Raw genomic sequence first — 25,148 nt, forward strand, 5'->3', positions numbered from 1 at the left:
CACGCAGATTATTTTTTAAGCAAAGCAGCAACTCTGTCTAAATTTCCGGCATAACTATTTTTGCACTGCAATCGCGGTTTGAGGCCGTGTTGCCTTGAAACCGCCCCCTGAATGTTCCATATGGAGGTTCGAGACCTCTTGCGAATCAGGGGGTCGTAGCGAGCCGCGTGTTCTTAAGCCCTTTCCGGGCCTCTGGCTTGCCCCATCCCATCAAGCCATCCGACACCCCAAACACGCAGGTGTCTATTCGACACCCTTATTGCGCGTGCCCCGCTGATTGCGCCGGGCGCCCGCTTTCGACATGGAAAGAACCCATCTTTTGACTTCCTTTCAGGACTTCGGCCTTGCCGAACCCATCGCGCGTGCTCTCGCCGAAGAGAATTACGTCACTCCCACCCCCATCCAGGCCCAGACGATTCCCACGGCGCTGACCGGCCGCGACGTTGTCGGCATCGCCCAGACCGGCACCGGCAAGACCGCGTCCTTCGCGCTGCCGATCCTGCACCGCCTGCTCGAGAACCGCATCAAGCCGCAGCCCAAGACCTGCCGCGTGCTGGTGCTCTCGCCCACCCGCGAGCTGTCCGGCCAGATCCTCGACAGTTTCAACGCCTACGGCCGCCACATCCGCCTGTCCTCGACGCTCGCCATCGGCGGCGTGCCAATGGGCCGCCAGGTTCGCGCGCTGATGCCTGGCCTCGAGGTCTTGGTGGCGACCCCCGGCCGACTGCTCGACCTTGTGCAGAGCAACGGGCTGAAGCTTGGAAGCGTCGAATTCCTCGTGCTCGACGAGGCCGACCGCATGCTCGACATGGGCTTCATCAACGACATCCGCAAAATCGTCGCCAAGCTGCCGATCAAGCGGCAGACGCTGTTCTTCTCGGCCACCATGCCGAAGGACATCGCAGAGCTCGCCGACGCGATGCTGCGGGACCCCGCCCGTGTTGCGGTCACCCCGGTGTCCTCGACCGCCGAGCGGATCAACCAGCGCATCATCCAGGTCGATTTCTCCGCCAAGCCCGCCTTCCTGACCAAGCTCCTGAAGGCCGAGCCGGTCAATCGCGCGCTGGTCTTCACCCGCACCAAGCATGGTGCAGACAAGGTCGTGAAGACACTTGAGAAGGCCGGCATCGCCGCCAGCGCCATCCATGGCAACAAGTCGCAGAACCATCGCGAGCGGACGCTCGCCCAGTTCCGTTCCGGCGAGATCCGCACCCTGGTCGCCACCGACATCGCCGCCCGCGGTATCGATGTCGACGGCATCAGCCACGTCATCAATTTCGACCTGCCGAACGTACCCGAGACCTATGTGCACCGTATCGGCCGCACCGCGCGTGCCGGTGCCGACGGCACCGCGATCTCGCTGGTCGCCGGCGGCGAGGAACTCAGCTATCTCCGCGACATCGAGCGACTGATCAAGGTGGCGCTGCCACGCGAGGATCTCCGCACCGACGCCGGGCGCCGCGATGCGGGTCCTCCCCCGCCGCAGCAACGACAGGGCCGGTCGGGCCGCCCGGGGCAGCGTCCGCAAGGCGCAAGGCATGGTGAGGGACGTCACACTGACGGACGGCGCACCGACGAAAGGCATGCCGACGGACGCCACCATAGCGCCGCCAAGCAGGGCGATGGACGGCCTGGTGAAGGCCGGCACGGTGACGGAAGGCATGTTGACGGACGTCCCGGTGGTAGCCAGAAGGTCTCGAAGGGGTCTCGCCGCCACCGGTCCGGTGGTAAGACGCATTCTTCCCCAACCGACCGCCCGGAACAGCGTTCCGCGCATAGCGCCGGCAAGCCCGATGGGATACAAGGCGTGGCCTTTTTACGCCGCGAGAGTCGGCCGATGGGCCAACCGACCCGCAAACCCTATTCGCACTAGCCGTCCACGACCTGGAGAAATTCATGGCTAAGGAAGAGCTGATCCAGTTCGAAGGACTGGTCACCGAAATCCTCCCCGACGCGCGCTACCGCGTGCAACTCGACGCCGGGCACGAGATCGTCGCCTACACCGCCGGCAAGATGAAGAAGAACCGCATCAAGACGCTGGCGGGTGACCGCGTGACTGTGGAAATGTCGCCCTACGACCTCGAGAAGGGCCGGCTGATTTTCCGCCACAAGGACGAACGTCCGAGTGGCGTGGGCGGGCCTCCCCGTCCCGGACAGCGCGGTGGCCAGTTCCGCCGTCGCTGATCGGCTTCAAGCATCTCGGCTGCGAAAGCAAAATTCTGACCTGTATGCTGATCCGCCGTGTCGATCGCGGCGGATCAAAAAATCGTGCACGTCAGGATTGTTTTGGTGCCTTAATTCCAATAAAATCACTCATCGATTTTCGGCCGGACGACATTGGCATCCACCGGTACAGCCGGTTCAGACACGCTGACGACCCTTCCAGAAACTCGATCTAACCCGCCTGCGAAAGTAGGCTTCGACACTGCACATCTGAGAAGGAACTACCCCGTGAGCATGGGAACCGTGAAGTGGTTTAACGCGACCAAGGGCTTTGGCTTCATCCAGCCCGACGATGGCGGCCAGGACGTCTTCGTACACATCAGCGCCGTCGAGCGCGCCGGTCTCGGCACGCTGCGTGAAGGTCAGAAGGTCTCTTACGAGATCGTGGCCGACCGTCGTTCCGGCAAGTCGGCAGCGGACAACCTCCGCGCCGCCGGTTGAGCCCACGGGCCTTCGGTCCGGACCGCTCTAGCGAGCAAAAGGAAAAGGCCGTGCGCAACGCACGGCCTTTTTTCATGTCCGAAAGAGCGGATGGACTCAGCAAGTATCCGCGCTGTCGTAGACGCAACTGGACAACGCGTCGGTCTTGCTAATTCGTCTTGCGAGCTCGTCTTGCTAGTTCGTTTTGGCGGCCGCGCCGGCATTGCCGCTGGCGTTGTTGCTCAACGAACCGGCCTGGCTCATCGTGTTGTTGAAATAGTTGTCGCTGTCGCCGAGCGTCACGCGACGCTGGCACAGCGGCATGCAGCTGTAGGACTCGCGCTCGACCCCGCGATAGACGGTGACGAGCCGGTCGCTCGGACCTTCGACCTGGATCTGACGGTCGACCAGGATCTCACCGCCCCGGTCGAGCGCGATGAAATTGGTGGCACCGTAGCCTTTCCCGGTCACGACGATCATGCCGCCGGGCTGGAGCGTGACGTCGGCGATCAGGGGATTGCCGACCACGATGGTCGCCACCTTGCCGGGCAGCCGGACCAGCTTGGCCTGGTCGACATTGACGGCGATGGTGTCGGCGGTCGCCTCGGCAAGGCTGGCGGCCGGCGATGCCAGCACCGCAGCCGCAACCAGAAGACAAACGCGCGCATGACGGCGCAGCAACTCTTTACGCATACTCTTACCCCCGGGACGTCACAAACCGGCAGAAGCGATTCGATACACAGCGGAGCCGGTGCCCGACCCGGCTAACCTGCCCTTAATTCGTGAACGTTCCGCAAACTCGCCGACTATTGTTTGAACGGACTGGGCGTTTTGCTGGCTCAGAAGATCCCTTACTGGCGGAACGGATAAGCGAGCTGGCCCCCGATCTCCTTCGGCATGGTCGCTTCGTCCTTGCCGTAGTCCTGCGGCAGTTTCCCTTCCGGCATGCGGAAGGTGCCGAACAGCACGTCCCAGATCGGAAACGTCCCGGCAAAATTGGTGTCACCGCCCTCTTCGAGCGCGGTGTGGTGCCAGCGGTGGAACACCGGCGTCGCCAGCACATATTTGAACGGCCCGAAGGTCCAGTTCAGATTGGCGTGCACGAAGGCCGAATGGAAGGTGGTGAACGGACCGAGCCAGATCATGACGTTCGGGGAGATGCCGGCCATCAGCAGCACGACGTCGACGCCGATCGTCCCGAGCATGAGATTGACGGGATGGAAGCGGGCCGCGGAAATCCACCCGATCTCCTCCGACGAATGATGGATCGCGTGGTACTTCCAGAATCCGCCGTCGTGGAACAGCCGGTGCAGCCAGTACAGCATGAAGTCAGACAGCACCAGGAACAGTATGGCCTGTACCCACAGCGGCAACTGCGCCAGCGGGCCATGGCCATTGTCGTAGAAGGCGATCAGGTCGTCGGCGTCGTGGATGTTGAAGACGGCACCGGCACCGACGATCAGGAGTCCGATCCGCATGGTGCGGGCGAACACCGGAACGAAGAACCAGTAGCAGATGTCGGTGAGGATCTCGCGCTTGCGCCACCACGGCGCGCCGGGATTGCAGGCCCAGAAATGCTCGAGCACGGTGAAGACCGCCGCGAGCACGAAGGTGACGGGGACCATCTTCTGAATGGTCTCGCCGAGCATCAAGGCAACTTGCATGGGCAGGCTCGACATCGTCGCCTCTCTTCCGGACTTCTGATCCCGCTTATGCCTACTCCGCGAAATTTAAGGGAGGGTGAAGTCCACGTCGCGCTTGGGGCGCATTTGGAACAGGAAGAATTTCGATTGCGTCCTTAAGGCCAAATTCACTCTGGCCAAAAGCATCGGGCCGAAAGCAGGTTTGCCCGATCGAATTAACTCTACCGAAAGAGCTCGGATCTCATGTTTATCGCGTCAAGCACAGCGCCGAACGAGGCGATCACACCCCAGACGGAGTTTAGTTCATGAAGAACCTGATTGCGCGTTTCGCGAAGGATGAATCCGGCGCCACCGCCATCGAATACGGCCTGATTGCCGCCGGCATCGCGCTGGCCATCATCACCGTCGTCAACAACCTCGGCAGCTCGCTGAACACCAAGTTCGGCTCGATCAGCTCCTCGCTGAAGTAAGCAACCGACCAACGACGGCAAAAGCCCCGGACCTCCGGGGCCTTTGTTTTTCTGAATGCGGCGAGTTCCAGTGGCGTTGCGCGAGTACAGAACCGAAGCCGCGGTTGCGGCGAGCGAGGCGGAGGCGGCCGAGACCTCTTCGCCGGCGTACTGGGTTTGCCTTGCCCTGCTGCTCGCGACGGCCGTCCTCGCCGCGCGCATTGCCAGCATCTGGTGAGTGCGCCTCCGGCAGATCCCTGCTCGCAGCGCCGCTGCCGCCGTTGTCGGTTTGTTTAGCACTGCCGGCTAGCATGCGGCGACACCCCGATCCCGCGATGAACCCAAGCTCAAGACGCCGCCCATGATCCTCGACCTTGCGCGCCTTCTGCTCTTCCCCGCCCTGATGGCCTTCGCCGCCGCGAGCGATCTCTTCACGATGACCATCTCGAACCGCGTGTCGCTGGCGCTGATCGCGGGCTTCTTCGTGCTCGCGTTCGCCGGTGGCATGGCACCTTACGAGATGCTGAGCCATGTCGGCGCCGGCGCACTGCTCCTTGTCGTGGCCTTCGGCTGCTTTGCGATGGGCTGGATGGGCGGCGGCGACGCCAAGGTCGCGGCTTCGGTCGCGCTCTGGTTCGGCTTCGCGCAATTGATGGATTTCCTGCTCTACGCCTCGCTGTTCGGCGGAGCCCTGACGCTGCTCCTGCTCCAGTTCCGGCAATGGCCATTGCCTTACGGGCTGGCGGGCCAGGCCTGGCTGGCACGGCTGCACGACAAGGAGAGCGGCATTCCCTACGGCATCGCGCTCACGCTCGGTGCGCTGATGGTCTATCCGGAGACCGAATGGGTGAAGGCGATCGACCTCGCTCACCTCGCACTGCGCTGAACGCACCGGGTAAGCCGGCGTTAAGCCGATTTAGATACGCCTCATTAACCATGCTTTGACGAATAGCTGGTCAACTGCCGATTACGGCGGCGGCTGCGTCGCGGCGTTTTGTGGAAAGTGAAGCGTATGAATAGGGCACGCATTGTCGTCCTGACGGTCGCCATCTGCGCCGGCGGTGTCGCCGCGTACCTGGCGAGCGGCTCGGACTCTGCGCCGCCACCGGCGGCTCCGGTCGCACAGCTTCCGACCGTCGACGTCCTGGTCGCCAAGAACGACATCGGCCTCGGCCAGACCGTGAAGCCGGAAGACGTGCAATGGCAGACCTGGCCGGCTGCGACCGCGAGCTCCACCTTCATCCGCCGCAACGAGCGCCCCGAGGGCGCAACCCAGGTCATCGGCTCGATCGCCCGCGCGCCCTTCATCCAGGGTGAGCCGATCCGCGACCAGAAGCTGGTCAGGGCCGAGGGCTCCGGCTTCATGGCGGCGATCCTGCCGACCGGCATGCGCGCGATCTCGACCGAGATCTCGCCGGAGACCGGCGCGGGCGGCTTCATCCTGCCCAACGACCGCGTCGACGTGCTTCTGACGCGCCGCCTCAAGAACGCCGACCAGGGCGCCGGCGCCCAGGACATCGTCACGTCCGAGATCATCCTGGCCAATGTCCGCGTGCTGGCCATCGACCAGGCGCCGAAGGAAAAGGACGGCCAGAACACCGTGGTGGGCAAGACCGTCACGCTCGAGCTCAATCCCGCGCAGACGGCGACGCTCTCCGCGGCCCGGCAGAGCGGCACGCTGTCGCTGGCGCTGCGCAGCATCGCCGACGTCAAGATGAGCGAGATCACGCTCGATGATTCCGCGAAGCGCGATGGCGTTTCGATCATTCGCTACGGCATCCCAAGCGCGACGGCGAAGGCACGATGAGGACTGTCGATATGAAATGCAGGGCAGATTTGGCGACGATGCGAACCTCAATGGTCCGCGCCCTGTCGTTTTCGGCCGCCTTCGCGCTGACGCTCAACCCGGTGCTCACCCCCGCGGTCGCCGCCGACTACCGCCCCGTGACCCAGGTCGCGGCCGACGGCCAGATGAACGCGCGCTTCCTCTCGCTCGGCGTCGGCAAGTCGATCGTGATCGACCTGCCGCGCGACATCAAGGATGTGCTCGTCGCCGATCCCAAGATCGCCAATGCGGTGGTCCGCTCGTCGCAGCGCGCCTACATCATCGGCGCCTCGGTCGGCCAGACCAACATCGTGTTCTTCGATTCCGCCGGCCAGCAGATCGCGGCCTACGACATCGCGGTCAAGCGCGATCTCAACGGCCTGCGCGCAGCGCTCAAGCAGATCCTTCCCAATTCCGACATCCAGATCGACGGCCTCGGCGACGGTGTCGTCCTGACCGGCTCGGCGGCGAACCCGCTGGAAGCGCAGCAGGCCAATGATCTCGCCGCGCGCCTCGCCGGCGGCGCCGACAAGGTGGTGAACTCGATCGTGGTCCGCGGCCGCGACCAGGTCATGCTGAAGGTGACCGTCGCCGAAGTCGCGCGCACCATCATCAAGCAGCTTGGCATCGATCTCACCGCGAACCTGAACTACGGCACCTCGGTGGTGAGCTTCACCAACTCCAACCCCTTCACGGCTCTCGGCAAGAATCTGGTGGACGGCAATGCCCTGACCACGAAGTTCGGCGCGACGCCGTCGGTGCAGGCGACCCTGCGCGCGATGGAGAGTGCCGGCGTGATCCGGACGCTGGCCGAGCCGAACCTGACCGCGATCTCCGGTGAGTCCGCGACCTTCATCGCCGGCGGCGAATTCCCGGTACCGGCGGGCTATGCGTGCGATCCCACCACGCATGTCTGTACCACCCAGATCAGCTTCAAGAAGTTCGGTATCTCGCTCAACTTCACCCCGATTGTGCTGAGCGAGGGCAAGATCAGCCTGCGAGTGATGACCGAGGTCTCGGAACTGTCGAACGAAAATTCGATCACGCTGTCGCAGGCCGTGACCTCGAACTCGGTGAACTCGCTGACGGTGCCCTCGATCAAGACCCGCCGCGCCGAAACCTCGCTGGAAATTCCCTCCGGCGGCGCGATGGCCATGGCCGGCCTGATCCAGCAGCAGACCAAGCAGGCGGTCAGCGGGTTGCCGGGACTGATGCAGCTCCCGATCCTCGGTACGCTGTTCCGCAGCCGTGACTTCGTCAACAACTCGACCGAGCTGGTGGTGATCGTGACACCTTATGTCGTTCGCGCGACGTCGCCAAAGGACCTGTCGCGGCCGGATGACGGGTTCGCCGCGCCTGCGGATCCGCAGGCCGAGCTGATCGGCAATATCAACCGCATCTACGGCGTGCCCGGCCGGACCGAACCGGCCAAGAACTACCGCGGCACCTACGGCTTCATTACCGACTGAGGCGGAACGGGGATTTCACGATGATCACAGCACCACCCCAGATTCGCAAACGCGCCATCCGTTTCGGTGGCACGCTCGTCGGCATGGCGCTCGCCCTCGGCGGCTGCCAGCATAACGAAGCGGTCACGGCCTCCATCCCCGACGATTACAAGCAGCGCCACCCGATCGCGATCGAAGAGCAGAACCGCTCGATCGTCGTCTTCGTCGGCCATGCCCGCGGCGGATTGACCGCCGCCCAGCGCGCCGACGTGATGGGCGTCGCCTCGGCTTGGCTGCACGAAGGTACCGGCGCCATCCGCATCGACGTGCCGTCCGGCACGCCCAATGCACGTCCGGTCGCGGACACGATGCGCGAGATCCAGGCGATGCTGGCAGGCGCGGGCGTTCCGCCGCGCGGCGTCAACATTCGCCCCTACCAGCCGGAAGACAGGCGCTTCCTGCCGCCGATCCGGCTCACCTATTCCAAGATCGCCGCGATCGCGGGTCCCTGTGGCCTGTGGCCGGACGACATCGGCCCCTCGATGAAAAACAAGAGCTGGTTCGAGAACAAGGACTATTACAACTACGGCTGCGCCTATCAGCGCAACATGGCGGCGATGATCGACAATCCGTCGGACCTCGAGCAGCCGCGGCCTGAAACGCCGTCCTATACGGCGCGTCGCATCACGGCCTTCGAGAAGTATCGCAAGGGAACGACGACGGCGACCATCTATCCTGAGGCCGACAAGGCCAAACTCAGCGACACCGGCAAATGATCAGCTACGCTCGCCAGACTCAAGAAGAGCAGCCCGAGGCGCCGACGCCGGTCGAGGAGCATATTGCTCCCTCGCCGCGCGTGTCGGTCCAGGCTTTCTGCGAGACCGTCGAGACCGCTGCCGCGGTGCAGTCGGCCGGCGAAGACCGTCGTCTCGGCAAGGCCCATCTGAAGATCCAGATGGGCGGCATGGCGGCCGCGATCGAAGCCTACCGCTCGGCGCCGACGCCGAACGTGATCGTGCTCGAGAGCGACGGCCGCAACGATCTTCTGACCGGCCTCGACCATCTCGCCACGGTCTGCGACGCCGGCACCCGCGTGGTCGTGATCGGCCGCATCAACGACGTCACGCTCTACCGCGAGCTGGTGCGCCGCGGCGTCAGCGACTACGTGCTCGCGCCGGTCGGCGCGATCGACGTCGTGCGCTCGATCTGCAACCTGTTCTCGGCGCCCGAAGCCAAGGCGGTTGGCCGCATCATTGCCGTGGTCGGCGCCAAGGGCGGCGTCGGCGCGTCCACCATCTCCCACAACGTCGCCTGGGCAATCGCGCGCGACCTCGCAATGGACTCGGTCGTCGCCGATCTCGACCTCGCCTTCGGCACCGCCGGGCTCGACTACAACCAGGATCCGCCGCAAGGTATTGCGGATGCCGTGTTCTCGCCGGATCGCGTCGACACCGCCTTCATCGACCGCCTGCTGTCGAAATGCACCGACCATCTCAGCCTGCTGGCGGCGCCGGCGACGCTCGACCGGGTCTATGATTTCGGCACCGACGCCTTCGATGCCGTGTTCGACACGCTGCGCTCCACCATGCCCTGCATCGTGCTCGACGTTCCGCATCAATGGTCGGGCTGGACCAAGCGCGCCCTGATCGGGGCGGACGACATCCTGATCGTGGCGGCGCCTGATCTCGCCAATCTGCGCAACACCAAGAACCTGTTCGATCTGCTGAAGGCCTCGCGGCCCAACGACCGGCCTCCGCTCTACTGCCTGAACCAGGTCGGCGTCCCGAAACGGCCCGAAATCGCCGCCGCCGAGTTCGCCAAGGCGATCGAGAGCCAGCCGGTCGTCTCGATCCCGTTCGAACCGCAGATCTTCGGCTCGGCCGCCAACAACGGCCAGATGATCGCGGAGATATCCGCCAACCACAAGTCGATCGAGATGTTCCTTCAGATCGCCCAGCGCCTGACCGGCCGCAGCGAGACGAAGAAGCAAAAGTCGTCCTTGCTTTCACCCCTGATTGACAAGTTGCGGGGAAAATAAGCCGCCGCATGGAGTTGTTAAGTGTTCGGTAAGCGTAGCGGAACAGACACCGATACTCGGGCTCCCAAGCCCGGCGCCGTGTCGCCAGAGCCTGCCCAGGCTCCGGCGCCCGCGGTGTCGCGCGCGCCGCCCCCGCCGGCCGTCGCCTCGCCGCCGCTTGCCCCCGCCCGGCCGGCGCCGGCCATGGAATCCCGCCGCTCGGACAATTACTACGAGGTCAAGGCGACGATCTTCGGTGCGCTGATCGAGGCCATCGACCTCGCCCAGCTCGCCAAGCTCGACTCCGAGTCCGCGCGCGAGGAAATCCGCGACATCGTCAACGAGATCATCGCGATCAAGAACATCGTGATGTCGATCGCCGAGCAGGAAGAGCTGCTCGACGATATCTGCAACGACGTTCTCGGCTACGGCCCGCTGGAGCCTCTGCTGTCGCGCGACGACATCGCCGACATCATGGTCAACGGCGCCGACACCGTCTACATCGAAGTCGCCGGCAAGATCCAGCGCACCGGCATCCGCTTCCGCGACAACCAGCAGCTCCTCAACATCTGCCAGCGCATCGTCAGCCAGGTCGGCCGGCGCGTCGACGAATCCTCGCCGATCTGCGACGCGCGCCTCGCCGACGGATCCCGCGTCAACGCTATCGTGCCGCCGCTGTCGATCGACGGGCCCACGCTCACCATCCGAAAATTCAAGAAGGACAAGCTGACGCTGGATCAGCTGGTCAGGTTCGGCGCGATCTCGCCGGAGGGCGCGGAAATCCTCCAGATCATCGGCCGCGTCCGCTGCAACGTGCTGATCTCCGGCGGCACCGGCTCCGGCAAGACCACGCTGCTCAACTGCCTGACCAACTACATCGAGCACGACGAGCGCATCATCACCTGCGAGGACGCGGCCGAGCTCCAGCTCCAGCAGCCGCACGTGGTGCGACTCGAAACCCGTCCGCCCAACATCGAGGGCGAAGGCCAGGTCACCATGCGCGAATTGGTGCGCAACTGCCTGCGTATGCGCCCCGAACGCATCATTGTCGGCGAAGTCCGCGGACCCGAGGCGTTCGACCTGCTCCAGGCCATGAACACCGGCCATGACGGCTCGATGGGCACGCTCCACGCCAACAATCCGCGCGAAGCGCTGTCGCGCTGCGAATCCATGATCACGATGGGCGGCTTCTCACTGCCCTCGCGCACCATCCGCGAGATGATCTGCGCTTCGATCGACGTCATCGTCCAGGCCGCGCGCCTGCGCGACGGCTCGCGTCGCATCACGCACATCACCGAGGTGATGGGCATGGAAGGCGACACCATCATCACCCAGGACATCTTCCTCTACGACATGGTCGGCGAGGACGCCAACGGCAAGATCATCGGCCGGCACCGCTCGACCGGCATCGGCCGCCCGAAATTCTGGGAGCGTGCGCGCTATTACGGCGACGAGAAGCGCCTTGCCGCTGCGCTCGATGCGGCGGAAGTCGCGCCGAAGACATGAGCAGATCGGCGTAGCCATGAACATGCAGGTCCTTGCCCTCGCCTTCCTCGCCACCGCCGCCGTCGGCGGTATCGCCTGGGTGTTCCTTTATCCGCTCCTGTCCGGAGAACGGAAGGCGGAAAACCGCCGCGCCTCGATCGCGCGCGCCGATGCGCCCGCTGCCAAGCAGACCGAAAAGAGCCAGCGGTCGCGCCGCGAGCAGGTCGAGACGTCGCTCAAGGATCTCGAGGCGCGGCGCCAGCAGGAGAAGAGCGTTCCGCTCGGTGTTCGCCTGTCGCAGGCAGGGCTCGACTGGACGCCACAGAAATTCTGGATCGTGTCCGCCGTCGTGGCGGGAGTGCTGTTCGCGATCGCCCTGTTCGTCGGCGGCGGCCTGCTTGGCGCCGCCGGTCTTGCGTTCGCCGGCGGCTTCGGACTGCCACGCTGGGCGCTGGGCTTCCTGAAGAAGCGACGCGAAAACAAATTCCTGGCGGCGCTGCCCGATGCGGTCGACGTGATCGTTCGCGGCATCAAGGCGGGCCTGCCATTGTTCGAATCGATCAAGGTCGTCGCCGCCGACTCGCCTGAGCCGCTGCGCAGCGAGTTCCTGGCCATCATCGAGACCCAGGCGATCGGCATGCCGCTCGGCGAGGCCTGCTCGCGTCTCTACGAGCGCATGCCGCTGCCGGAAGCCAACTTCTTCGGCATCGTCATCTCGATCCAGCAAAAATCCGGCGGCAACCTCTCCGAAGCGCTCGGCAACCTCTCCAAGGTGCTGCGCGACCGCAAGAAGATGAAGGAAAAGATCCAGGCGATGTCGATGGAGGCCAAGGCCTCGGCCGGCATCATCGGTTCGCTGCCGCCGATCGTGATGTTCCTCGTCTATCTCACGACTCCGCACTACATCTCGCTGCTTTGGACCCATCCGACCGGCCAGCTCATGCTGGTCGGCTGCGTCGTCTGGATGTCGATCGGCATCATGGTGATGAAGAAGATGATCAATTTCGATTTCTGACGGTGCCGTATGGTCGAATTCCTCGTTTCGAAACTGCATGATGTCCGCTTCATGACCATGCTGCTGGCGGCCATCGCCGCCAGCGCCACCGTCTATACGCTGGTGATGCCGCTTTTCGCCGGCGAAGGCCTCGCCAAGCGCATGAAGGCGGTGGCGAGCGAGCGCGAGCGTATCCGCCAGCGCGAGCGCGAGCGCCTCAACAAGAGCGAGAAGGTCTCGCTGCGCCAAACGCCGAAGCAGGTCGTCTCCCGGGTCGTCGAGGACTTCAACCTCACCAAATGGCTCGCGCAGGAAGCCGCGCGCGACAAGCTCATCATGGCGGGCTATCGCGGCCAGGCGCCCTACATCACCTTCCTCTTCGCCCGCATGGTGGCTCCGCTCGTGCTGTTCGTCGGCTCGATCATCTACGTGTTCCTGATCGCACATATGCAGCAGTCGATGCCGATCAAGATCGGCATCTGCATCGGCGCGGCCTATCTCGGCCTTCAGGCGCCCATGCTGTTCCTCAAGAATGCGATTTCCAAGCGCCAGCTATCGATCAAGCGCGCCTTCCCCGATGCGCTCGACCTGCTCCTGATCTGCATCGAATCCGGCATGTCGGTCGAAATGGCGTTCCGGAAGGTCGCCACCGAAATCGTGGGCCAGTCGATCGCGCTGTCCGAGGAGTTCACCCTGACCACGGCCGAGCTGTCCTATTTGCAGGATCGCAAGGTCGCCTATGAGAACCTGGCGCGGCGCACCGGGCTCGAGGGCGTCAAGTCCGTGTGTCTCGCACTTCAGCAGGCGGAGCGCTACGGCACCCCGCTCGGGCATTCCTTGCGCGTCATGGCGCAGGAAAACCGCGACATGCGCATGAACGAGGCCGAGAAGAAGGCCGCCGCGCTGCCGCCGAAGTTGACGGTGCCGATGATCCTGTTCTTCCTGCCGGTGCTGTTCGTCGTCATTCTCGGACCGACCGGCATCAAGATCAGCGAGCTGCACTGACGGTCAAGACGCGGACCGCGCGCGGTCCGCCGGCAGCTTCAGGATTGCAAGATCAAGTTCTGATCAGTCGGGCTGGCTGAGCGAGGCGACTGGCGTCCGCTTCGGTGCGCCGCGCGGAGCGTCGCTGCGGCTCAGCATTTCCTTCAGGTAAGCAACATTGGCCGCGGCCTGGTCCGGCGGCAGGTCGGCCTTCACGATCGTCTCGGCTTCGGCGAAGCGGCCCTGGAGACCGACGACGAGGCCAAGATTCTGCCGCACCCGGGTACTGGCACGCGGCGAGGCGTAGGCCTGCCGTAACGCCTCTTCGGCCTTCGGCAGGTCCTTCGACAACATGTAGGACAGGCCGAGATTGGAGAGCACGCCGGGATCGCCCGGTGCGATCCTCAGCGCGCTCGCATAATAGGAACGCGCCTCGTCGTGGCGGCCCATCTGATCGAGCGCGGTGCCCTGCACCGAGAGCAGGCGCCAGTCCGGATTGTCGGGCGAGTGCGCCTTCGACAGCACGTCGAAGGCCTGCTGAAAATTGCCGTTGTCGGCGAGTGCGCGGCCATACTGCGCGAGCAGCGCCTTGTTGCCGGGATTGGCGATGGTCGCCTGCTCGAGCACGGCGGCGGCCTGGGCGCGCTGGCCGTTGGCGCGCAAGGCCTGGCCGTAGCCGAGCGCCGCGTCGGCGTCCTTGGGATTGGCACGGTAGCGCTCGCCATAGACATCGACGGCGCGCGCGGGATCGGCGGGGGCGGCTTCCGTCCGCGGCCCGACAGAGCCCGTGACGTCGGAGAGTTTCGACATGGCCGTGCAGCCGCCGAGGCCCATGGCCACTGCCGCCACCAGCGAAGTGGACGCGAGAAGCCGGGCAAGACTGAACCGTTGACGCATGACGCTTTTGACTCACGAGCCGATTGATCGAGCCGAACGCGCCAGCAATAGACTGTTAACCCTAACGGCCGGTTAACGTCAGCCTGGCTGCCCATCATGGCGGTGTCTGCGGCGGCGGCTCGCCACCAAGGGCCAGATCGAGACCGAGCACCTTCACCGGCTCGTTCAGGTCGTGCAGCAGCAATTGCAGCCGGCGCCGCGCCTGGGCAACATCGACGCCCGCGCTCGGCATCCCCGGCCATTCGCGCCGGAAGTCGTCGCGGTTGACCAGCCGCTTCGCAAGGAGCTCGTCGAGCTGCACGTCGTCAATGCCGAGCACGTCGGCGCAGTGCTCGATCAAGCGGCGCAGCAGCAACTTCACCGCGGCCAGCGCCTCGGCGTCATCCCTGCGCTCCGATCTCGCGAACTTGCCCGCGATATCGGCCCAGGCCCATGAGGTGACGAGATAGGCGTGGAGCGCGCTCACCCAGTCCACCTCGCCGTCGGCATAGAAAGCGCGGCGCATCAGGAGCCTGCGGGCCTGTGCGGCAACTTGATCACGCCTCAGCATCGCACATGAGGCGATCTCGATGGCCGACTGGACGGCGGGATCGCGAGAAAAATCCCGTCCTGCCGGCAACCTGATGACGCCGTCCGGCAGGTTCGAGTCGAGCAGCCCGAAGGTGCCGTCGTTGCGCGGCCGCGAATAGCGCGAGATCGCGAACTGGTGCTCCGCGCGGCCCGCCTGGGACGATGCGCCAAAATGAATGATGTTGAAGCCGGCATCGTCACCGGCCTGCCCGGTCGAGGACGGACACGAGAGCACGTAGATCGTACGCCAGAAGGCTTCGCCGCTTTCGCTGCGCGTGGCCCGCGGATCCGGGATCGAATAACGGGTCAGCCCTTCGACGTGCCGGTGTCCGTGCAGGACCAGATTGACGTTAAGCGACGTCGCCGCTTCGAGGAATGTTGCGGGCGCCGCGAGATACATCAGCGGTTCGTCGGGGACGCCGAGAAACCGCTTTCCTTCGCCGGTCGCCTGCGGCAGCGGATGATGATGCAACGCCAGCACGCGCACCAGGTTTTCCGCCGGCTCGGCATAGTCGGCACGCCCCACGGATCCCATGCTGCCCGCGAGCTCGACGCTCAGCCGGGCTGAATCCGCGACAAGCGCGCTGTAGCCGCTTTCGTCGATACTGCCGCTTGCCAGCGTTGAGAGGCTCGCGCGGTTGGAGTCCAGCAGCACCAGATCGAGGCCAGCCTGGCGGTAATAGACGCTCTTCGAGCTCCGCGGCAGATGCAAATAATCATAGACGTCGTGGCGGCCCGCGCGCTGGCTCAGGCGCTTGACGTCGTGATTGCCCGCGACCGCCTGGATGTCGGTGAACAGCCCGGCCTGCCGGAAGGACGCGATGACGGCGAGCGCTTCGTCCAGCGCGCGCGGCGTCGGGTCGTCCACGAGATCACCCGTGATCAGCAGAATGCGATCGGGAACGTTCGCGAAGTCCGCCATCGCCTCACGGATTGCGGCACTGAGCGCCTCGGTCGTCGCCAGCAGCCGGCCTGACCCATCCAGATGCAGGTCGGAAATCTGCGCAATAACGAACGCTCTATCCATTTTGCGCCGCTCATTTGCGAATGCTGCGCCGCCCAAACGATGAGAAGAATGCTTTCGACGAACAGGTTTGGCCGGATATCAAGCCGGCCCGCCGCGTTGTTGCGCTCGATGCCAGCAGAACCGCACGGCACAATCTAAAATATTCGTCAATAATGCCACAACCGCGGCGCTAGTAAAGCCCCGCGGCCGCGCTCTCGTGAACGGCAGTTCTCAGCATGGATACGAGATCCGCCCGGCGATGGTTTCGCTCACCCGATCAATATTCGATGGCAAGCCGCTTGCGGATTTCGTCGATGCGCTTGTCGAGCGCATCGAACCGCGCGTGGACGGAGCGGTCGTGGAGATAGAAGACGTAACCGCCGGCAAGGAATGCGAAGATCCAGTGATGATGCTCGACATAACCAAAAATCGCCTCGACGGCCTGGCCGATGAATGTGACCACGCTCCACACAAATTCCATTGCAGTTTCCTCCCGGCAGGCCTCGTCTTCGGCCGCCGGTCATCTCCTGCACAGTTTTCCCAGTCGATCCGGCGGCCGTTGCCGGAACCTAGCATGGGCCCCTTGCGGCGAGTAGCGGGTCGCTGAACGGTGACGTCAAAGCCGATTGCAGCCGCGGCGAAACTCTGCGAAGTCTCGTCCGTTCGCATGACCTGCTTGATCTGACGATCCGGACCCGCCAATGCCTTCTGTCTTCGAGACATCGCCCACTGCCATCCCGATCACCTTCGTCACCAAATCGAGCTGGGATCAGGTCGCCGAGAAATTGCCGCCGGTGCAGCGCCAGTTCGCCACCGCGAGCGCCTTTGCCGCCAAGCCGGGCGGCTATCTCGCGCTGCCTGCGCCGGACGGCGCGATCGCGCAAGTGCTGTTCGGACTCGAGGACGAGGGCGCGAGATCACGCGACCTGTTCCGGCCGGGCGCCCTGCCCGGCCTGCTGCCGCCGGGCATCTATCGCTTTGCCAATGCGCCGCACGATGCGCGGCTGGCGTCGCTTGCCTTTGCACTCGGCAGCTACCGCTTCGCCCGCTACCGCAAGGCTGACCGCCCCGCCGTCCGGCTGGTACCGCCCGATGGCGTCGACGCGGCCGAGATCAATCGCGTGGCGGACGCCGCGATGCTGGCGCGCGATCTCATCAACACGCCGTCCAACGACATGGGCCCGGAAGAGCTCGCTGCGGTCGCGCAAGCGCTCGCCACGGAATTCGGTGCCAGCTTTGCCTGCACCATCGGCGAGGATCTGAAGACGAATTTTCCACTGATCCACGCCGTCGGCATGGCCTCGGACCGCGCGCCACGGCTGGTCGACATCGGCTGGGGCGATCCCGATCATCCCAAGGTGACGCTGGTCGGCAAGGGCGTCTGCTTCGACACCGGCGGGCTCGACCTCAAGCCGTCGAGCGGCATGCTGATCATGAAGAAGGACATGGGCGGCGCCGCCAACGTGCTGGCGCTCGCGCGCATGGTGATGGATGCGAAGCTCAAGGTCCGCCTGCGCGTGCTGATTCCGGCCGTGGAGAACGCCGTCTCCGGCAATGCCTTCCGGCCGCTCGACATCTTCACCTCGCGCAAGGGCATCACGGTCGAGATCGGCAACACCGACGCGGAGGGCCGGCTCGTGCTCGCCGACGCGCTGGCGCTGGCCGACGAGGAAAAGCCGGATCTTCTGATCGATTTGGGCACGCTGACCGGCGCGGCGCGCGTCGCGCTGGGGCCGGATTTACCGCCCTTTTACACCAATGATGAGACGCTGGCCGCCGACGTCGCGCGGTGCGCGGCGAAGGAGAACGATCCGTTGTGGCGCATGCCGCTGTGGCCGCCTTACGATGCGTGGCTGGACTCCAAGACCGCCACCATCACCAACGCGCCGTCCGGCGGCTTTGCCGGCTCGATCACCTGCGCGCTGTTCCTGCAACGGTTCGTCGAACAGGCGAAGAACTGGCTGCATGTCGATATTTACGGCTGGACCCCGTCGGCAAAGCCGGCGCGGCCCGAAGGCGGCGAATGCCAGGCCGCGCGCGCCATCTACACATTGCTGAGCGAGCGCTATGGATGATCCGCGGCTGACACCGGCGCGCGGCGACCTCGCCGCGAAATATCTCGAAGGCAAGGTGCAAGCCGACCGCTTCGTCACGGGCGAGGAATTCGAGGTCTTCGAGGCGATCGCGCCGGTGCGCGAGCAGCCGTCGTCGAACGCGATGCTGATGACGGAGGCGCTGCGCGGCGAGCGCGTCACGGTCTACGATCGCAACGGCGAGGGCTGGGCCTGGGGCCAGCTTGGCGGCGATGGTTATGTCGGCTGGCTCCCCGACGCAGCCCTGATGAAGCCGGCCGCTGCGCCGACCCACAAGGTAAGCGCGCTCCGAACGTTCGCCTTCCCTGGTCCCTCGATCAAACTGCCGCCGGCCGCCACGCTCGCGCTGGGCTCGAAGATTGTGGTGGTGCGCGAGGACGGCAGCTTCGCCGTGACGCGCGACGGACAATATCTGCCTAATGCCCATCTCGCCCCGCTCGATCATCGCGAGCCGGACTTCGTCGCGGTCGCCGAACGCTTCGTCGGCACGCCCTATCTCTGGGGCGGCAAGAGCAGCCTCGGCATCGATTGCTCCGGCCTCGTGCAGGTCTCGCTGACAGCAGCGGGCATCGGCTGCCCGCGCGACAGCGACATGCAGCAGGCAGGGCTCGGCCGCGCGCTGGAGCCTCATGAGCGGAGCAAGCTGCAACGCGGCGCTCTCATCTTCTGGAAGGGCCATGTCGCCATCGTCCGCGATGGCGGCACCATGGTTCACGCCAACGCGCATCACATGGCAACCGTGATTGAGGCGACCGAGCCGGCGATCGCGCGGATCAAGGCGGCTGGCAGCGAAATCGTCGCGATCAAGCGGCTCTAGGGCGGGCACTGATGAATTCGTCGCGTCCGCTCTACTTTCGGAAAGCGGCGTCGAAGCCGATATGGCCGCATGTCGATCGTGGGCCAGAAGCGGATCCGCATCTGATGTATGTCAGACGTCGCCATGTTGCCTGGGTACATTGTCGGCGCTGGTCTTCGGCTTGGAAATCGGAGGGATGCAGCTGCCGAAGCGCGGATCGAGCGGATCGTAACGCGACCTTGTTCTAGAGCCTTTCATTGCTTAATTGAATCGGAGGGGATTCCGGTTTTTGGCGGATTGTGATTCAAGATGCTGACTGGATTGGAGGCCAGCATCGCATGACCCGACCTCTTTCCCTGGATCTTCGCGAGCGTGTGGTGGCGTCGGTTTTGGCGGGCGAGAGCTGCCGGTCTGTGGCGGAACGGTTTGGTGTTGCGGTCTCGTCGGTTGTGAAGTGGTCACAGCGGCAGCGGGCGACCGGCTCGGTTGTGCCTGGCAAGATGGGCGGTCACCGCAAGCCTGTGCTTGATCCGCACCGCGCCTTCATCGTCGAGCGGATCACTCAGACGCCGCACCTGACGCTGCATGGTCTGAAGGCGGAACTGGCAACCCGTGGGGTCAAGGTCTCACACAACGCGGTCTGGCTGTTCCTGCGTCGGGAAGGGCTGCGGTTCAAAAAAAACACTGTTCGCCCTCGAACAGGCTCGCGCCGACGTCTCTCGTAGGCGCCAGCGTTGGCGATCCTGGCAGGCCGGACTTGATCCGGGCCGGCTCGTCTTCATCGATGAGACCTGGATCAAGACCAACATGGCCCCTTTGCGGGGCTGGGGCCCCAAAGGGGCACGCCTGCGCGGCTTCGCCCCACACGGTCACTGGCGTACCCTCACATTCCTCGGCGCGCTCCGTCATGACCAACTCACGGCACCCTGCGTCTTCGACGGCCCGATCAACGGCGAATGCTTCCGCGCTTATGTGAAGCACCTTCTCCTGCCAACCCTGCGCGAAGGCGACATCGTCATTCTCGACAATCTCGGAAGCCACAAGTCGAAAGCTGTCAGGCAGATGATCCAGGCTGCTGGCGCCAGGCTCTGGTACCTGCCGCCATACTCGCCCGACCTCAACCCGATCGAACAGGCCTTCTCCAAGATCAAACACTGGATGCGGCAAGCTCAGAAGCGCACCATCGAGGACACTTGGCGCCACATCGGTCACCTCGTCCACGACATCCAGCCTCGCGAATGCGCCAACTACTTCGCCAACGCCGGTTATGCTTCAGTCAAAATGTGAAACGCTCTAGCGACGATATACAGCACCGCCAATGCAAAGGAACCAAGCACCAGCAGTAGCCACGCGGGTGGCCGAAGTGCGATCAAAAGCGCCGTTGTTCCAGCCAGTAGCAAGGCAACAACGCCCGAAGACAGCTTTGAAGCCATCACCGCCTCCGCGGTAAGCTCTTGGGTCGGATATTATCGTAGGTACCGATATATTTGAGCGAAGCCGACTGCGACACTCCAGCGCAGATAGACCCGGAAGTCTCGTACGTTCCCCAAGCTCATTTTGCAGGGAACACACGCACGATCATTCCTGCAACCCGTCATTCGAAGGGCAACCCGCGGCCGGCTCATAGGCACTTCGCGGCGCAGCTACGGAACAACGTTACAACTGAGAGATTCGCGGAACGAAAGGCGTCGTCAGTCTTTCTCTGCCTTTGGGAGGTGCCCATGAATTCTCAGGCCAGAGAAGGCGCGTGTGCGTTCGCTTGGCGGAACTACTTGCTGCTCCACAGTGGCGTCGGCGAGAATGACAACAGGCGTGCCGCCCTCTACCGCTACATCGCCAATCTTCGCAATACCGGCGAAGATGATTTCGATCTCTTGCAAATAGCCGCAGTCGCCTACTTGAGAAAAATGGATGAATTGCATGACGACCAATGTGCGCGACTCGCGGCAGATCAAATTTTGGCCGAGCGTTTAGAAGAACGCGATTCTCAACCCGAGAGGTGACTTTAGACCATAACACCAGAGCGAAGGAGCGAGCACCATGGCAGACAAGACCGGTACTGCAAACCATCTCGCACACGACCCACAACGGCGCATCGCCGCAGCGACAGCAATCGGCATGAATGCCTTGAAGCCGATGATCCACTTTCAGGTCTCAATGCTGAGGATGTGGGCCGATAGTATTGAGAGGCTCGCGGGCAGTTACGAAAAGAAGTTGGAAGAAACAGCGACCACGATCGAGGAACAGTCAGACAAGGAACGCGCCGCGTAGATCAACGCGACTGGCAGGTGCAAGCCCGCTGCTTTGGCCACAAGCAGAAGCGTCCCCCGGGTTCGCACTATCGCGCGCCCCGGAATAACGGGATCAGGTCGCCACCGCCCCGTTCCCCGCCGTCTCCAGCCGGAACGCCGCCGCGAACAGCGCGCGCGTGTAATCCGTCTTCGGGCTCTTGAACAGTTCGGCGGCCTGCCCCTCCTCGACCACCTTGCCGCCGCGCATCACGATGAGATGGCTGGCGAGCGAGGCGACGACGCGCAAATCGTGCGAGATGAACATGTAGGTGAGATCGCGCCTGCGCTGGAGTTCCCGCAAGAGGTCAACCATCTGCGCCTGGATCAGCATGTCGAGGGCGCTGGTCGGCTCGTCCAGCACGACGAAATCCGGCTCCAGCACCACCGCGCGCGCGATGCTGATGCGCTGGCGCTGGCCGCCGGAGAATTCATGCGGATAGCGGTGGCGGGTGTCCGCCTTCAGCCCGACGTCCTCGAGCGCCTTGACGACGCGCGCCTCGCGCTCCTCGCGCGACAGCTTGGGCTGATGCACGGTGAGGCCCTCGGCGACGATGTCGGCAACGGACATGCGCGGGCTGAGCGAGCCGAACGGATCCTGGAACACGATCTGCATGTCGCGCCGGAACGGTCGCATCTCCTTGAAGCGCAGGCCCTGGATGTCCCTGCCGAGGAAAACAATGCGGCCGTTCGAGGAGATTAGCCGCATCAGCGCCAGCCCGAGCGTGGTCTTGCCCGAGCCGGATTCACCGACAACACCGAGCGTCTCGCCCTTGCGTACGGCAATGCTGACGCCGTCGACCGCCTTGATGTGGCCGACCGTCTTGCGCATCAAGCCGCGCTTGATCGGGAACCAGACCTTCAAATCATCGGCGGACATCACCACCGGTGCACTCGGCTGCGGCGGTGCCGGATCGGGCTTCGGCTCCGCCGCGAGCAGGTCGCGCGTATAGGGATGGTTCGGGGTCCTGAAGACCTGCTCGACCGGCCCCTGCTCGACGATCTCGCCGCCCTTCATGACACAGACATGGTCGGCGATGCGGCGCACGATGCCGAGATCGTGGGTGATGAACAGCAGGCTCATGCCGAGCCGGGAGCGGATCTCGGCGAGCAGCGCCAGGATCTGCGCCTGCACGGTGACGTCGAGCGCCGTGGTCGGCTCGTCCGCAATCAAGAGGTCCGGCTCGTTGGCAAGCGCCATCGCGATCATGACGCGCTGACGCTGGCCGCCGGAGAGTTGGTGCGGATAGCTGTTGAGCCGCGTTTCGGGCTCGGGAATGCCGACCTGCGTCAGCAGTTCCAGCGTCCGCTTGCGCGCCTCGGCATTGCTGGTCGGATTGTGGAGCTGGATGATCTCGCCGATCTGCGCCTCGATCGTGTGCAACGGATTGAGCGAGGTCATCGGCTCCTGGAAGATGATGGAGATATCGCTGCCGCGAATCTCCCGCATCTGCTGCTCGGACTGGTCGATCAGCTCGCGCCCCTTGAAGCGGATGCTGCCCGAGGGATGCGAGGCGTTCGGATAGGGCAGGAGCTTCAGGATCGAGAGCGCGCTGACCGACTTGCCGGAGCCGGATTCGCCGACCAGCGCGACGCATTCGCCGCGCTTGATCTGGAACGAGACCTTGTCGACCGCAAGCGTCGTCGCGCCGCCCTGGTGGAAGGCCACCGAGAGGTCGCGGACAGCAAGCAGGGGCTGGTTGATCGCGTCCATCACGCCCTCACTTGAACGTCTTGCGCGGATCGAAGGCGTCGCGCACGGCTTCGCCGATGAAGATCAAGAGCGACAGCATTATCGCGACCGAGAAGAAGCCGGAGAAACCGAGCCAGGGCGCCTGCACGTTGGACTTGCCCTGCGACAGCAGTTCGCCTAGCGACGGCGAGCCGGGCGGCAGCCCGAAGCCGAGGAAGTCCAGCGCCGTCAGCGTCATCACCGAGGACGACACGATGAACGGCAGGAAGGTCATCGTCGCGACCATCGCGTTCGGCAGCAAATGCTTGAACATGATCACGGCGTTCGACACGCCGAGCGCACGCGCGGCCTGGATGTACTCAAAATTGCGCCCGCGTAGAAATTCCGCGCGCACGAGCCCGACCAGCGACACCCAGGAAAACAGGAGCAGGATGCCGAGCAGCACGAAGAAGCCGGGCACGAGCACCGACGAGAGGATCAGCAAGAGGTAGAGCGAAGGGATCGCAGTCCATATCTCGATGAAACGCTGGAACAACAGGTCGACCCAGCCGCCGAAATAGCCCTGCACCGCGCCGGCTGCGATGCCGACAACCGAGGAGACGATGGTCAGGCACAGACCGAACAGCACCGAGATGCGGAAACCGTAGATCAGGCGCGCAACCACATCGCGGCCCTGATCGTCGGTGCCGAGCCAGTTGTATTCGAGGTCGCGGCAGCTCTTGAGGCCCTTCTTCTCGACGACAGGCTTGCACTGCGCCTCCGTCAACATCCAGGTCGGCGGCGACGGCGCCGGCGTCGGCAGGTCGAGATTATGGGTGTCGTAGGAATAGCGGATCAGCGGCCAGACGATGCTGCCGCCCTTGTCCTTGATCAGCTTCTGCAAATAGGGATCGCGGTAGTCGGCCGCCGTTTCGAAGTCGCCGCCGAAGGTCGTCTCGGAATAGGTGACGAAAGCCGGCCAGTAGAGATGACCGTCGTACTTGATCAGGAACGGCCGGTCATTGGCGATCAGCTCGGCAAACAGCGACACCACGAACAGGATCATGAAGATCCAGAACGACCAGTAACCGCGCCGGTTCGCCCTGAAATTCTGCCAGCGCCGGCGGTTGAGCGGCGATGGCACGAACGGCTTGCGCGTGATCGGCACGGCATCGCCGAGCGGCGACTTTGCGGTGGTTTCGATCGGGGTCGGGGCGATCAGTGTCATCAGACCTCCCGCGCCTCGAAATCGATCCGCGGATCGATCCACATGTAGGTCAGGTCAGAGATGAGGTTGATCACGAGGCCGACGAGCGAAAAGATGAAGAGCGTGCCGAACACCACGGGATAGTCGCGGTTGAGAACGCTCTCGAAACTGAGCAGTCCGAGCCCATCCAGTGAGAAGATGGTCTCGATCAGAAGCGAGCCCGAGAAGAAAGCGTGAATGAAGGTGCTGGGAAAGCCCGCGATCACGATCAGCATCGCGTTGCGGAAGACGTGGCCATAGAGCACTCGATTCTCGCTGCAGCCCTTCGCGCGCGCAGTCATCACGTATTGCTTGCGGATCTCGTCCAGAAACGAGTTCTTGGTCAGGAACGTCATGGTGGTGAACGCGCCGAGCCCCATGGCGATCAGCGGCAGCGTCAAATGCCAGAAGTAATCGATGATCTTCCAGTACCAGGGAAATTGCGACCAGCCGTCCGACGTCAGCCCGCGCAGCGGGAACCAGTTGAAAAACGAGCCCCCGGCGAACAGGATGATCAGGAGGATCGCGAACAGGAAGCCGGGAATCGCGTAGCCGAGCACGAGTACGCTCGACGTCCAGGTATCGAAGCGCGTTCCGTCCTTGACCGCCTTGCGGATGCCGAGCGGAATCGAGATCAGGTAGGTCAAGAGCGTCAGCCAGATGCCGAGCGATATCGAGACCGGCAGCTTTTCCTTGACCAGCTGGAGCACGCTGACATCGCGAAAATAGCTGTTGCCGAAATCGAAGCGGGCGAAATTCCACACCATCAGCGCGAAGCGTTCGGGGGCCGGCTTGTCGAAGCCGAATTGCTTCTCCAGCTTCTTGATGAAGTCAGGGTCCAGGCCCTGCGCGCCGCGATATTTCGAGTTGATGGCATCGCCACCAGCGCCCAGCTGACCGGGCGCGCGCTGAGCGAAATCACCGCCGCCCGAGATGCGCGAGCTGCCGCCGGTGTCGGCGCCCGAGAGCTGCGCGATGACGCGCTCGACCGGACCGCCCGGCGCGAATTGCACGACGACGAAGGAGACGAAGAGGATCCCGAGCAGCGTCGGGATCATCAGGAGGATGCGGCGGGCGATATAGGCGCTCATG

Annotated in this window: 27 protein-coding genes; 18 read left to right on the forward strand and 9 right to left on the reverse strand. The window is 64.0% G+C overall.

Going from position 1 to position 25,148, the window contains the following annotated elements; all coding sequences use genetic code 11:
• Window positions 1–301: 301 nt before the first annotated feature.
• From ACKWRH_RS41390 to ACKWRH_RS41400, 3 genes are all read left to right on the forward strand, one after another.
• Complete coding sequence (locus tag ACKWRH_RS41390; protein WP_445218242.1) at window positions 302–1,873, forward strand: DEAD/DEAH box helicase; 1,572 nt, start codon at window positions 302–304, stop codon at window positions 1,871–1,873.
• 23 nt (window positions 1,874–1,896) lie between these two features.
• Window positions 1,897–2,184 (forward strand): translation initiation factor IF-1, encoded by a 288-nt coding sequence (infA, locus tag ACKWRH_RS41395; protein WP_008131890.1) that lies wholly within the window; start codon window positions 1,897–1,899, stop codon window positions 2,182–2,184.
• A gap of 267 nt (window positions 2,185–2,451) precedes the next feature.
• Complete coding sequence (locus ACKWRH_RS41400; protein ID WP_028148374.1) at window positions 2,452–2,664, forward strand: cold-shock protein; 213 nt, start codon at window positions 2,452–2,454, stop codon at window positions 2,662–2,664.
• A gap of 174 nt (window positions 2,665–2,838) precedes the next feature.
• On the opposite strand, the gene ACKWRH_RS41405 is transcribed toward ACKWRH_RS41400, so the two are convergent.
• On the reverse strand, window positions 2,839–3,336 hold the full coding sequence (locus ACKWRH_RS41405) for a pilus assembly protein N-terminal domain-containing protein (RefSeq protein WP_063980973.1): 498 nt from the start codon (window positions 3,334–3,336) through the stop codon (window positions 2,839–2,841).
• 158 nt (window positions 3,337–3,494) lie between these two features.
• Entirely contained in the window at window positions 3,495–4,322 is an 828-nt protein-coding gene (locus tag ACKWRH_RS41410; protein WP_014498223.1) for a sterol desaturase family protein, read from the reverse strand.
• Between the two features lie 269 nt (window positions 4,323–4,591).
• On the opposite strand from ACKWRH_RS41410, the gene ACKWRH_RS41415 reads away from it, so the two are divergent.
• The 10 genes from ACKWRH_RS41415 (at window position 4,592) to ACKWRH_RS41460 (ending at window position 13,509) form a co-directional block, all read left to right on the forward strand.
• The gene (locus tag ACKWRH_RS41415; RefSeq protein WP_014498224.1) at window positions 4,592–4,756 is read left to right on the forward strand and encodes a Flp family type IVb pilin; all 165 of its coding nucleotides are present in this window, start codon (window positions 4,592–4,594) and stop codon (window positions 4,754–4,756) included.
• Window positions 4,757–4,826: 70 nt separating this feature from the next.
• Window positions 4,827–4,973: a hypothetical protein gene (locus ACKWRH_RS41420; protein WP_167768029.1), complete on the forward strand. Its 147-nt coding sequence runs from the start codon at window positions 4,827–4,829 to the stop codon at window positions 4,971–4,973.
• A 123-nt stretch (window positions 4,974–5,096) separates the two neighbouring features.
• Window positions 5,097–5,621, forward strand: coding sequence for an A24 family peptidase (locus tag ACKWRH_RS41425; RefSeq protein ID WP_014498226.1), 525 nt, complete (start codon window positions 5,097–5,099; stop codon window positions 5,619–5,621).
• 126 nt (window positions 5,622–5,747) lie between these two features.
• Window positions 5,748–6,542 (forward strand): Flp pilus assembly protein CpaB, encoded by a 795-nt coding sequence (gene cpaB, locus ACKWRH_RS41430; protein WP_445218243.1) that lies wholly within the window; start codon window positions 5,748–5,750, stop codon window positions 6,540–6,542.
• Window positions 6,543–6,553: 11 nt separating this feature from the next.
• Entirely contained in the window at window positions 6,554–8,029 is a 1,476-nt protein-coding gene (locus tag ACKWRH_RS41435; RefSeq protein WP_445218244.1) for a type II and III secretion system protein family protein, read from the forward strand.
• 20 nt (window positions 8,030–8,049) lie between these two features.
• Window positions 8,050–8,784: a CpaD family pilus assembly protein gene (locus tag ACKWRH_RS41440; protein ID WP_445218245.1), complete on the forward strand. Its 735-nt coding sequence runs from the start codon at window positions 8,050–8,052 to the stop codon at window positions 8,782–8,784.
• Window positions 8,781–10,046 (forward strand): AAA family ATPase, encoded by a 1,266-nt coding sequence (locus ACKWRH_RS41445; RefSeq protein ID WP_014498230.1) that lies wholly within the window; start codon window positions 8,781–8,783, stop codon window positions 10,044–10,046. Before ACKWRH_RS41440 ends, ACKWRH_RS41445 begins: the two co-directional genes overlap by 4 nt.
• 21 nt (window positions 10,047–10,067) lie before the next feature.
• Window positions 10,068–11,531 (forward strand): CpaF family protein, encoded by a 1,464-nt coding sequence (locus tag ACKWRH_RS41450; protein ID WP_014498231.1) that lies wholly within the window; start codon window positions 10,068–10,070, stop codon window positions 11,529–11,531.
• Between the two features lie 16 nt (window positions 11,532–11,547).
• A complete protein-coding gene (locus ACKWRH_RS41455; protein ID WP_028148367.1) occupies window positions 11,548–12,525 on the forward strand; it encodes a type II secretion system F family protein in 978 nt (325 codons plus the stop codon).
• A 9-nt stretch (window positions 12,526–12,534) separates the two neighbouring features.
• Window positions 12,535–13,509: a type II secretion system F family protein gene (locus ACKWRH_RS41460; protein WP_063980966.1), complete on the forward strand. Its 975-nt coding sequence runs from the start codon at window positions 12,535–12,537 to the stop codon at window positions 13,507–13,509.
• A gap of 63 nt (window positions 13,510–13,572) precedes the next feature.
• On the opposite strand, the gene ACKWRH_RS41465 is transcribed toward ACKWRH_RS41460, so the two are convergent.
• The 3 genes from ACKWRH_RS41465 to ACKWRH_RS41475 form a co-directional block, all read right to left on the reverse strand.
• Window positions 13,573–14,385: a tetratricopeptide repeat protein gene (locus ACKWRH_RS41465; RefSeq protein WP_085401886.1), complete on the reverse strand. Its 813-nt coding sequence runs from the start codon at window positions 14,383–14,385 to the stop codon at window positions 13,573–13,575.
• Between the two features lie 94 nt (window positions 14,386–14,479).
• Window positions 14,480–15,982, reverse strand: coding sequence for a metallophosphoesterase family protein (locus tag ACKWRH_RS41470; RefSeq protein WP_445218246.1), 1,503 nt, complete (start codon window positions 15,980–15,982; stop codon window positions 14,480–14,482).
• Between the two features lie 256 nt (window positions 15,983–16,238).
• On the reverse strand, window positions 16,239–16,442 hold the full coding sequence (locus ACKWRH_RS41475) for a hypothetical protein (RefSeq protein WP_018454690.1): 204 nt from the start codon (window positions 16,440–16,442) through the stop codon (window positions 16,239–16,241).
• Window positions 16,443–16,662: 220 nt separating this feature from the next.
• On the opposite strand from ACKWRH_RS41475, the gene ACKWRH_RS41480 reads away from it, so the two are divergent.
• The 3 genes from ACKWRH_RS41480 (at window position 16,663) to ACKWRH_RS41490 (ending at window position 20,137) form a co-directional block, all read left to right on the forward strand.
• A complete protein-coding gene (locus ACKWRH_RS41480; RefSeq protein ID WP_445218247.1) occupies window positions 16,663–18,036 on the forward strand; it encodes a leucyl aminopeptidase family protein in 1,374 nt (457 codons plus the stop codon).
• Window positions 18,029–18,871 (forward strand): C40 family peptidase, encoded by an 843-nt coding sequence (locus ACKWRH_RS41485; protein ID WP_445218248.1) that lies wholly within the window; start codon window positions 18,029–18,031, stop codon window positions 18,869–18,871. The genes ACKWRH_RS41480 and ACKWRH_RS41485 overlap by 8 nt, the downstream gene beginning before the upstream one ends.
• Window positions 18,872–19,188: 317 nt before the next feature.
• Window positions 19,189–20,137 (forward strand): IS630 family transposase gene (locus ACKWRH_RS41490; RefSeq protein WP_445215585.1). Its coding sequence is split into 2 segments (ribosomal slippage): window positions 19,189–19,524 and window positions 19,526–20,137, totalling 948 coding nucleotides; the frame shifts between segments, so codons are not numbered across the junction.
• On the opposite strand, the gene ACKWRH_RS41495 is transcribed toward ACKWRH_RS41490, so the two are convergent.
• Entirely contained in the window at window positions 20,116–20,283 is a 168-nt protein-coding gene (locus ACKWRH_RS41495; RefSeq protein ID WP_445218249.1) for a hypothetical protein, read from the reverse strand. The two genes, ACKWRH_RS41490 and ACKWRH_RS41495, sit on opposite strands and share 22 nt — an antisense overlap.
• A 288-nt stretch (window positions 20,284–20,571) precedes the next feature.
• On the opposite strand from ACKWRH_RS41495, the gene ACKWRH_RS41500 reads away from it, so the two are divergent.
• Both ACKWRH_RS41500 and ACKWRH_RS41505 read left to right on the forward strand, forming a co-directional pair.
• Window positions 20,572–20,853, forward strand: coding sequence for a hypothetical protein (locus ACKWRH_RS41500; protein WP_445218250.1), 282 nt, complete (start codon window positions 20,572–20,574; stop codon window positions 20,851–20,853).
• Between the two features lie 37 nt (window positions 20,854–20,890).
• On the forward strand, window positions 20,891–21,121 hold the full coding sequence (locus ACKWRH_RS41505) for a hypothetical protein (RefSeq protein ID WP_445218251.1): 231 nt from the start codon (window positions 20,891–20,893) through the stop codon (window positions 21,119–21,121).
• Between the two features lie 93 nt (window positions 21,122–21,214).
• Here ACKWRH_RS41505 and ACKWRH_RS41510 read toward each other — a convergent pair whose 3' ends face one another.
• From ACKWRH_RS41510 to ACKWRH_RS41520, 3 genes are read right to left on the reverse strand one after another with little or no spacing between them, the layout of a single operon-like run.
• Entirely contained in the window at window positions 21,215–22,852 is a 1,638-nt protein-coding gene (locus ACKWRH_RS41510) for an ABC transporter ATP-binding protein (protein ID WP_445218252.1), read from the reverse strand.
• A 7-nt stretch (window positions 22,853–22,859) separates the two neighbouring features.
• Window positions 22,860–24,038, reverse strand: coding sequence for an ABC transporter permease (locus tag ACKWRH_RS41515; protein ID WP_445218253.1), 1,179 nt, complete (start codon window positions 24,036–24,038; stop codon window positions 22,860–22,862).
• Window positions 24,038–25,147, reverse strand: a complete 1,110-nt coding sequence (locus tag ACKWRH_RS41520; RefSeq protein ID WP_445218254.1) for a microcin C ABC transporter permease YejB — start codon at window positions 25,145–25,147, stop codon at window positions 24,038–24,040. Before ACKWRH_RS41520 ends, ACKWRH_RS41515 begins: the two co-directional genes overlap by 1 nt.
• Between the last annotated feature and the right edge of the window lies 1 nt (window position 25,148).

The organism is Bradyrhizobium sp. Pa8, from assembly GCF_052588265.1.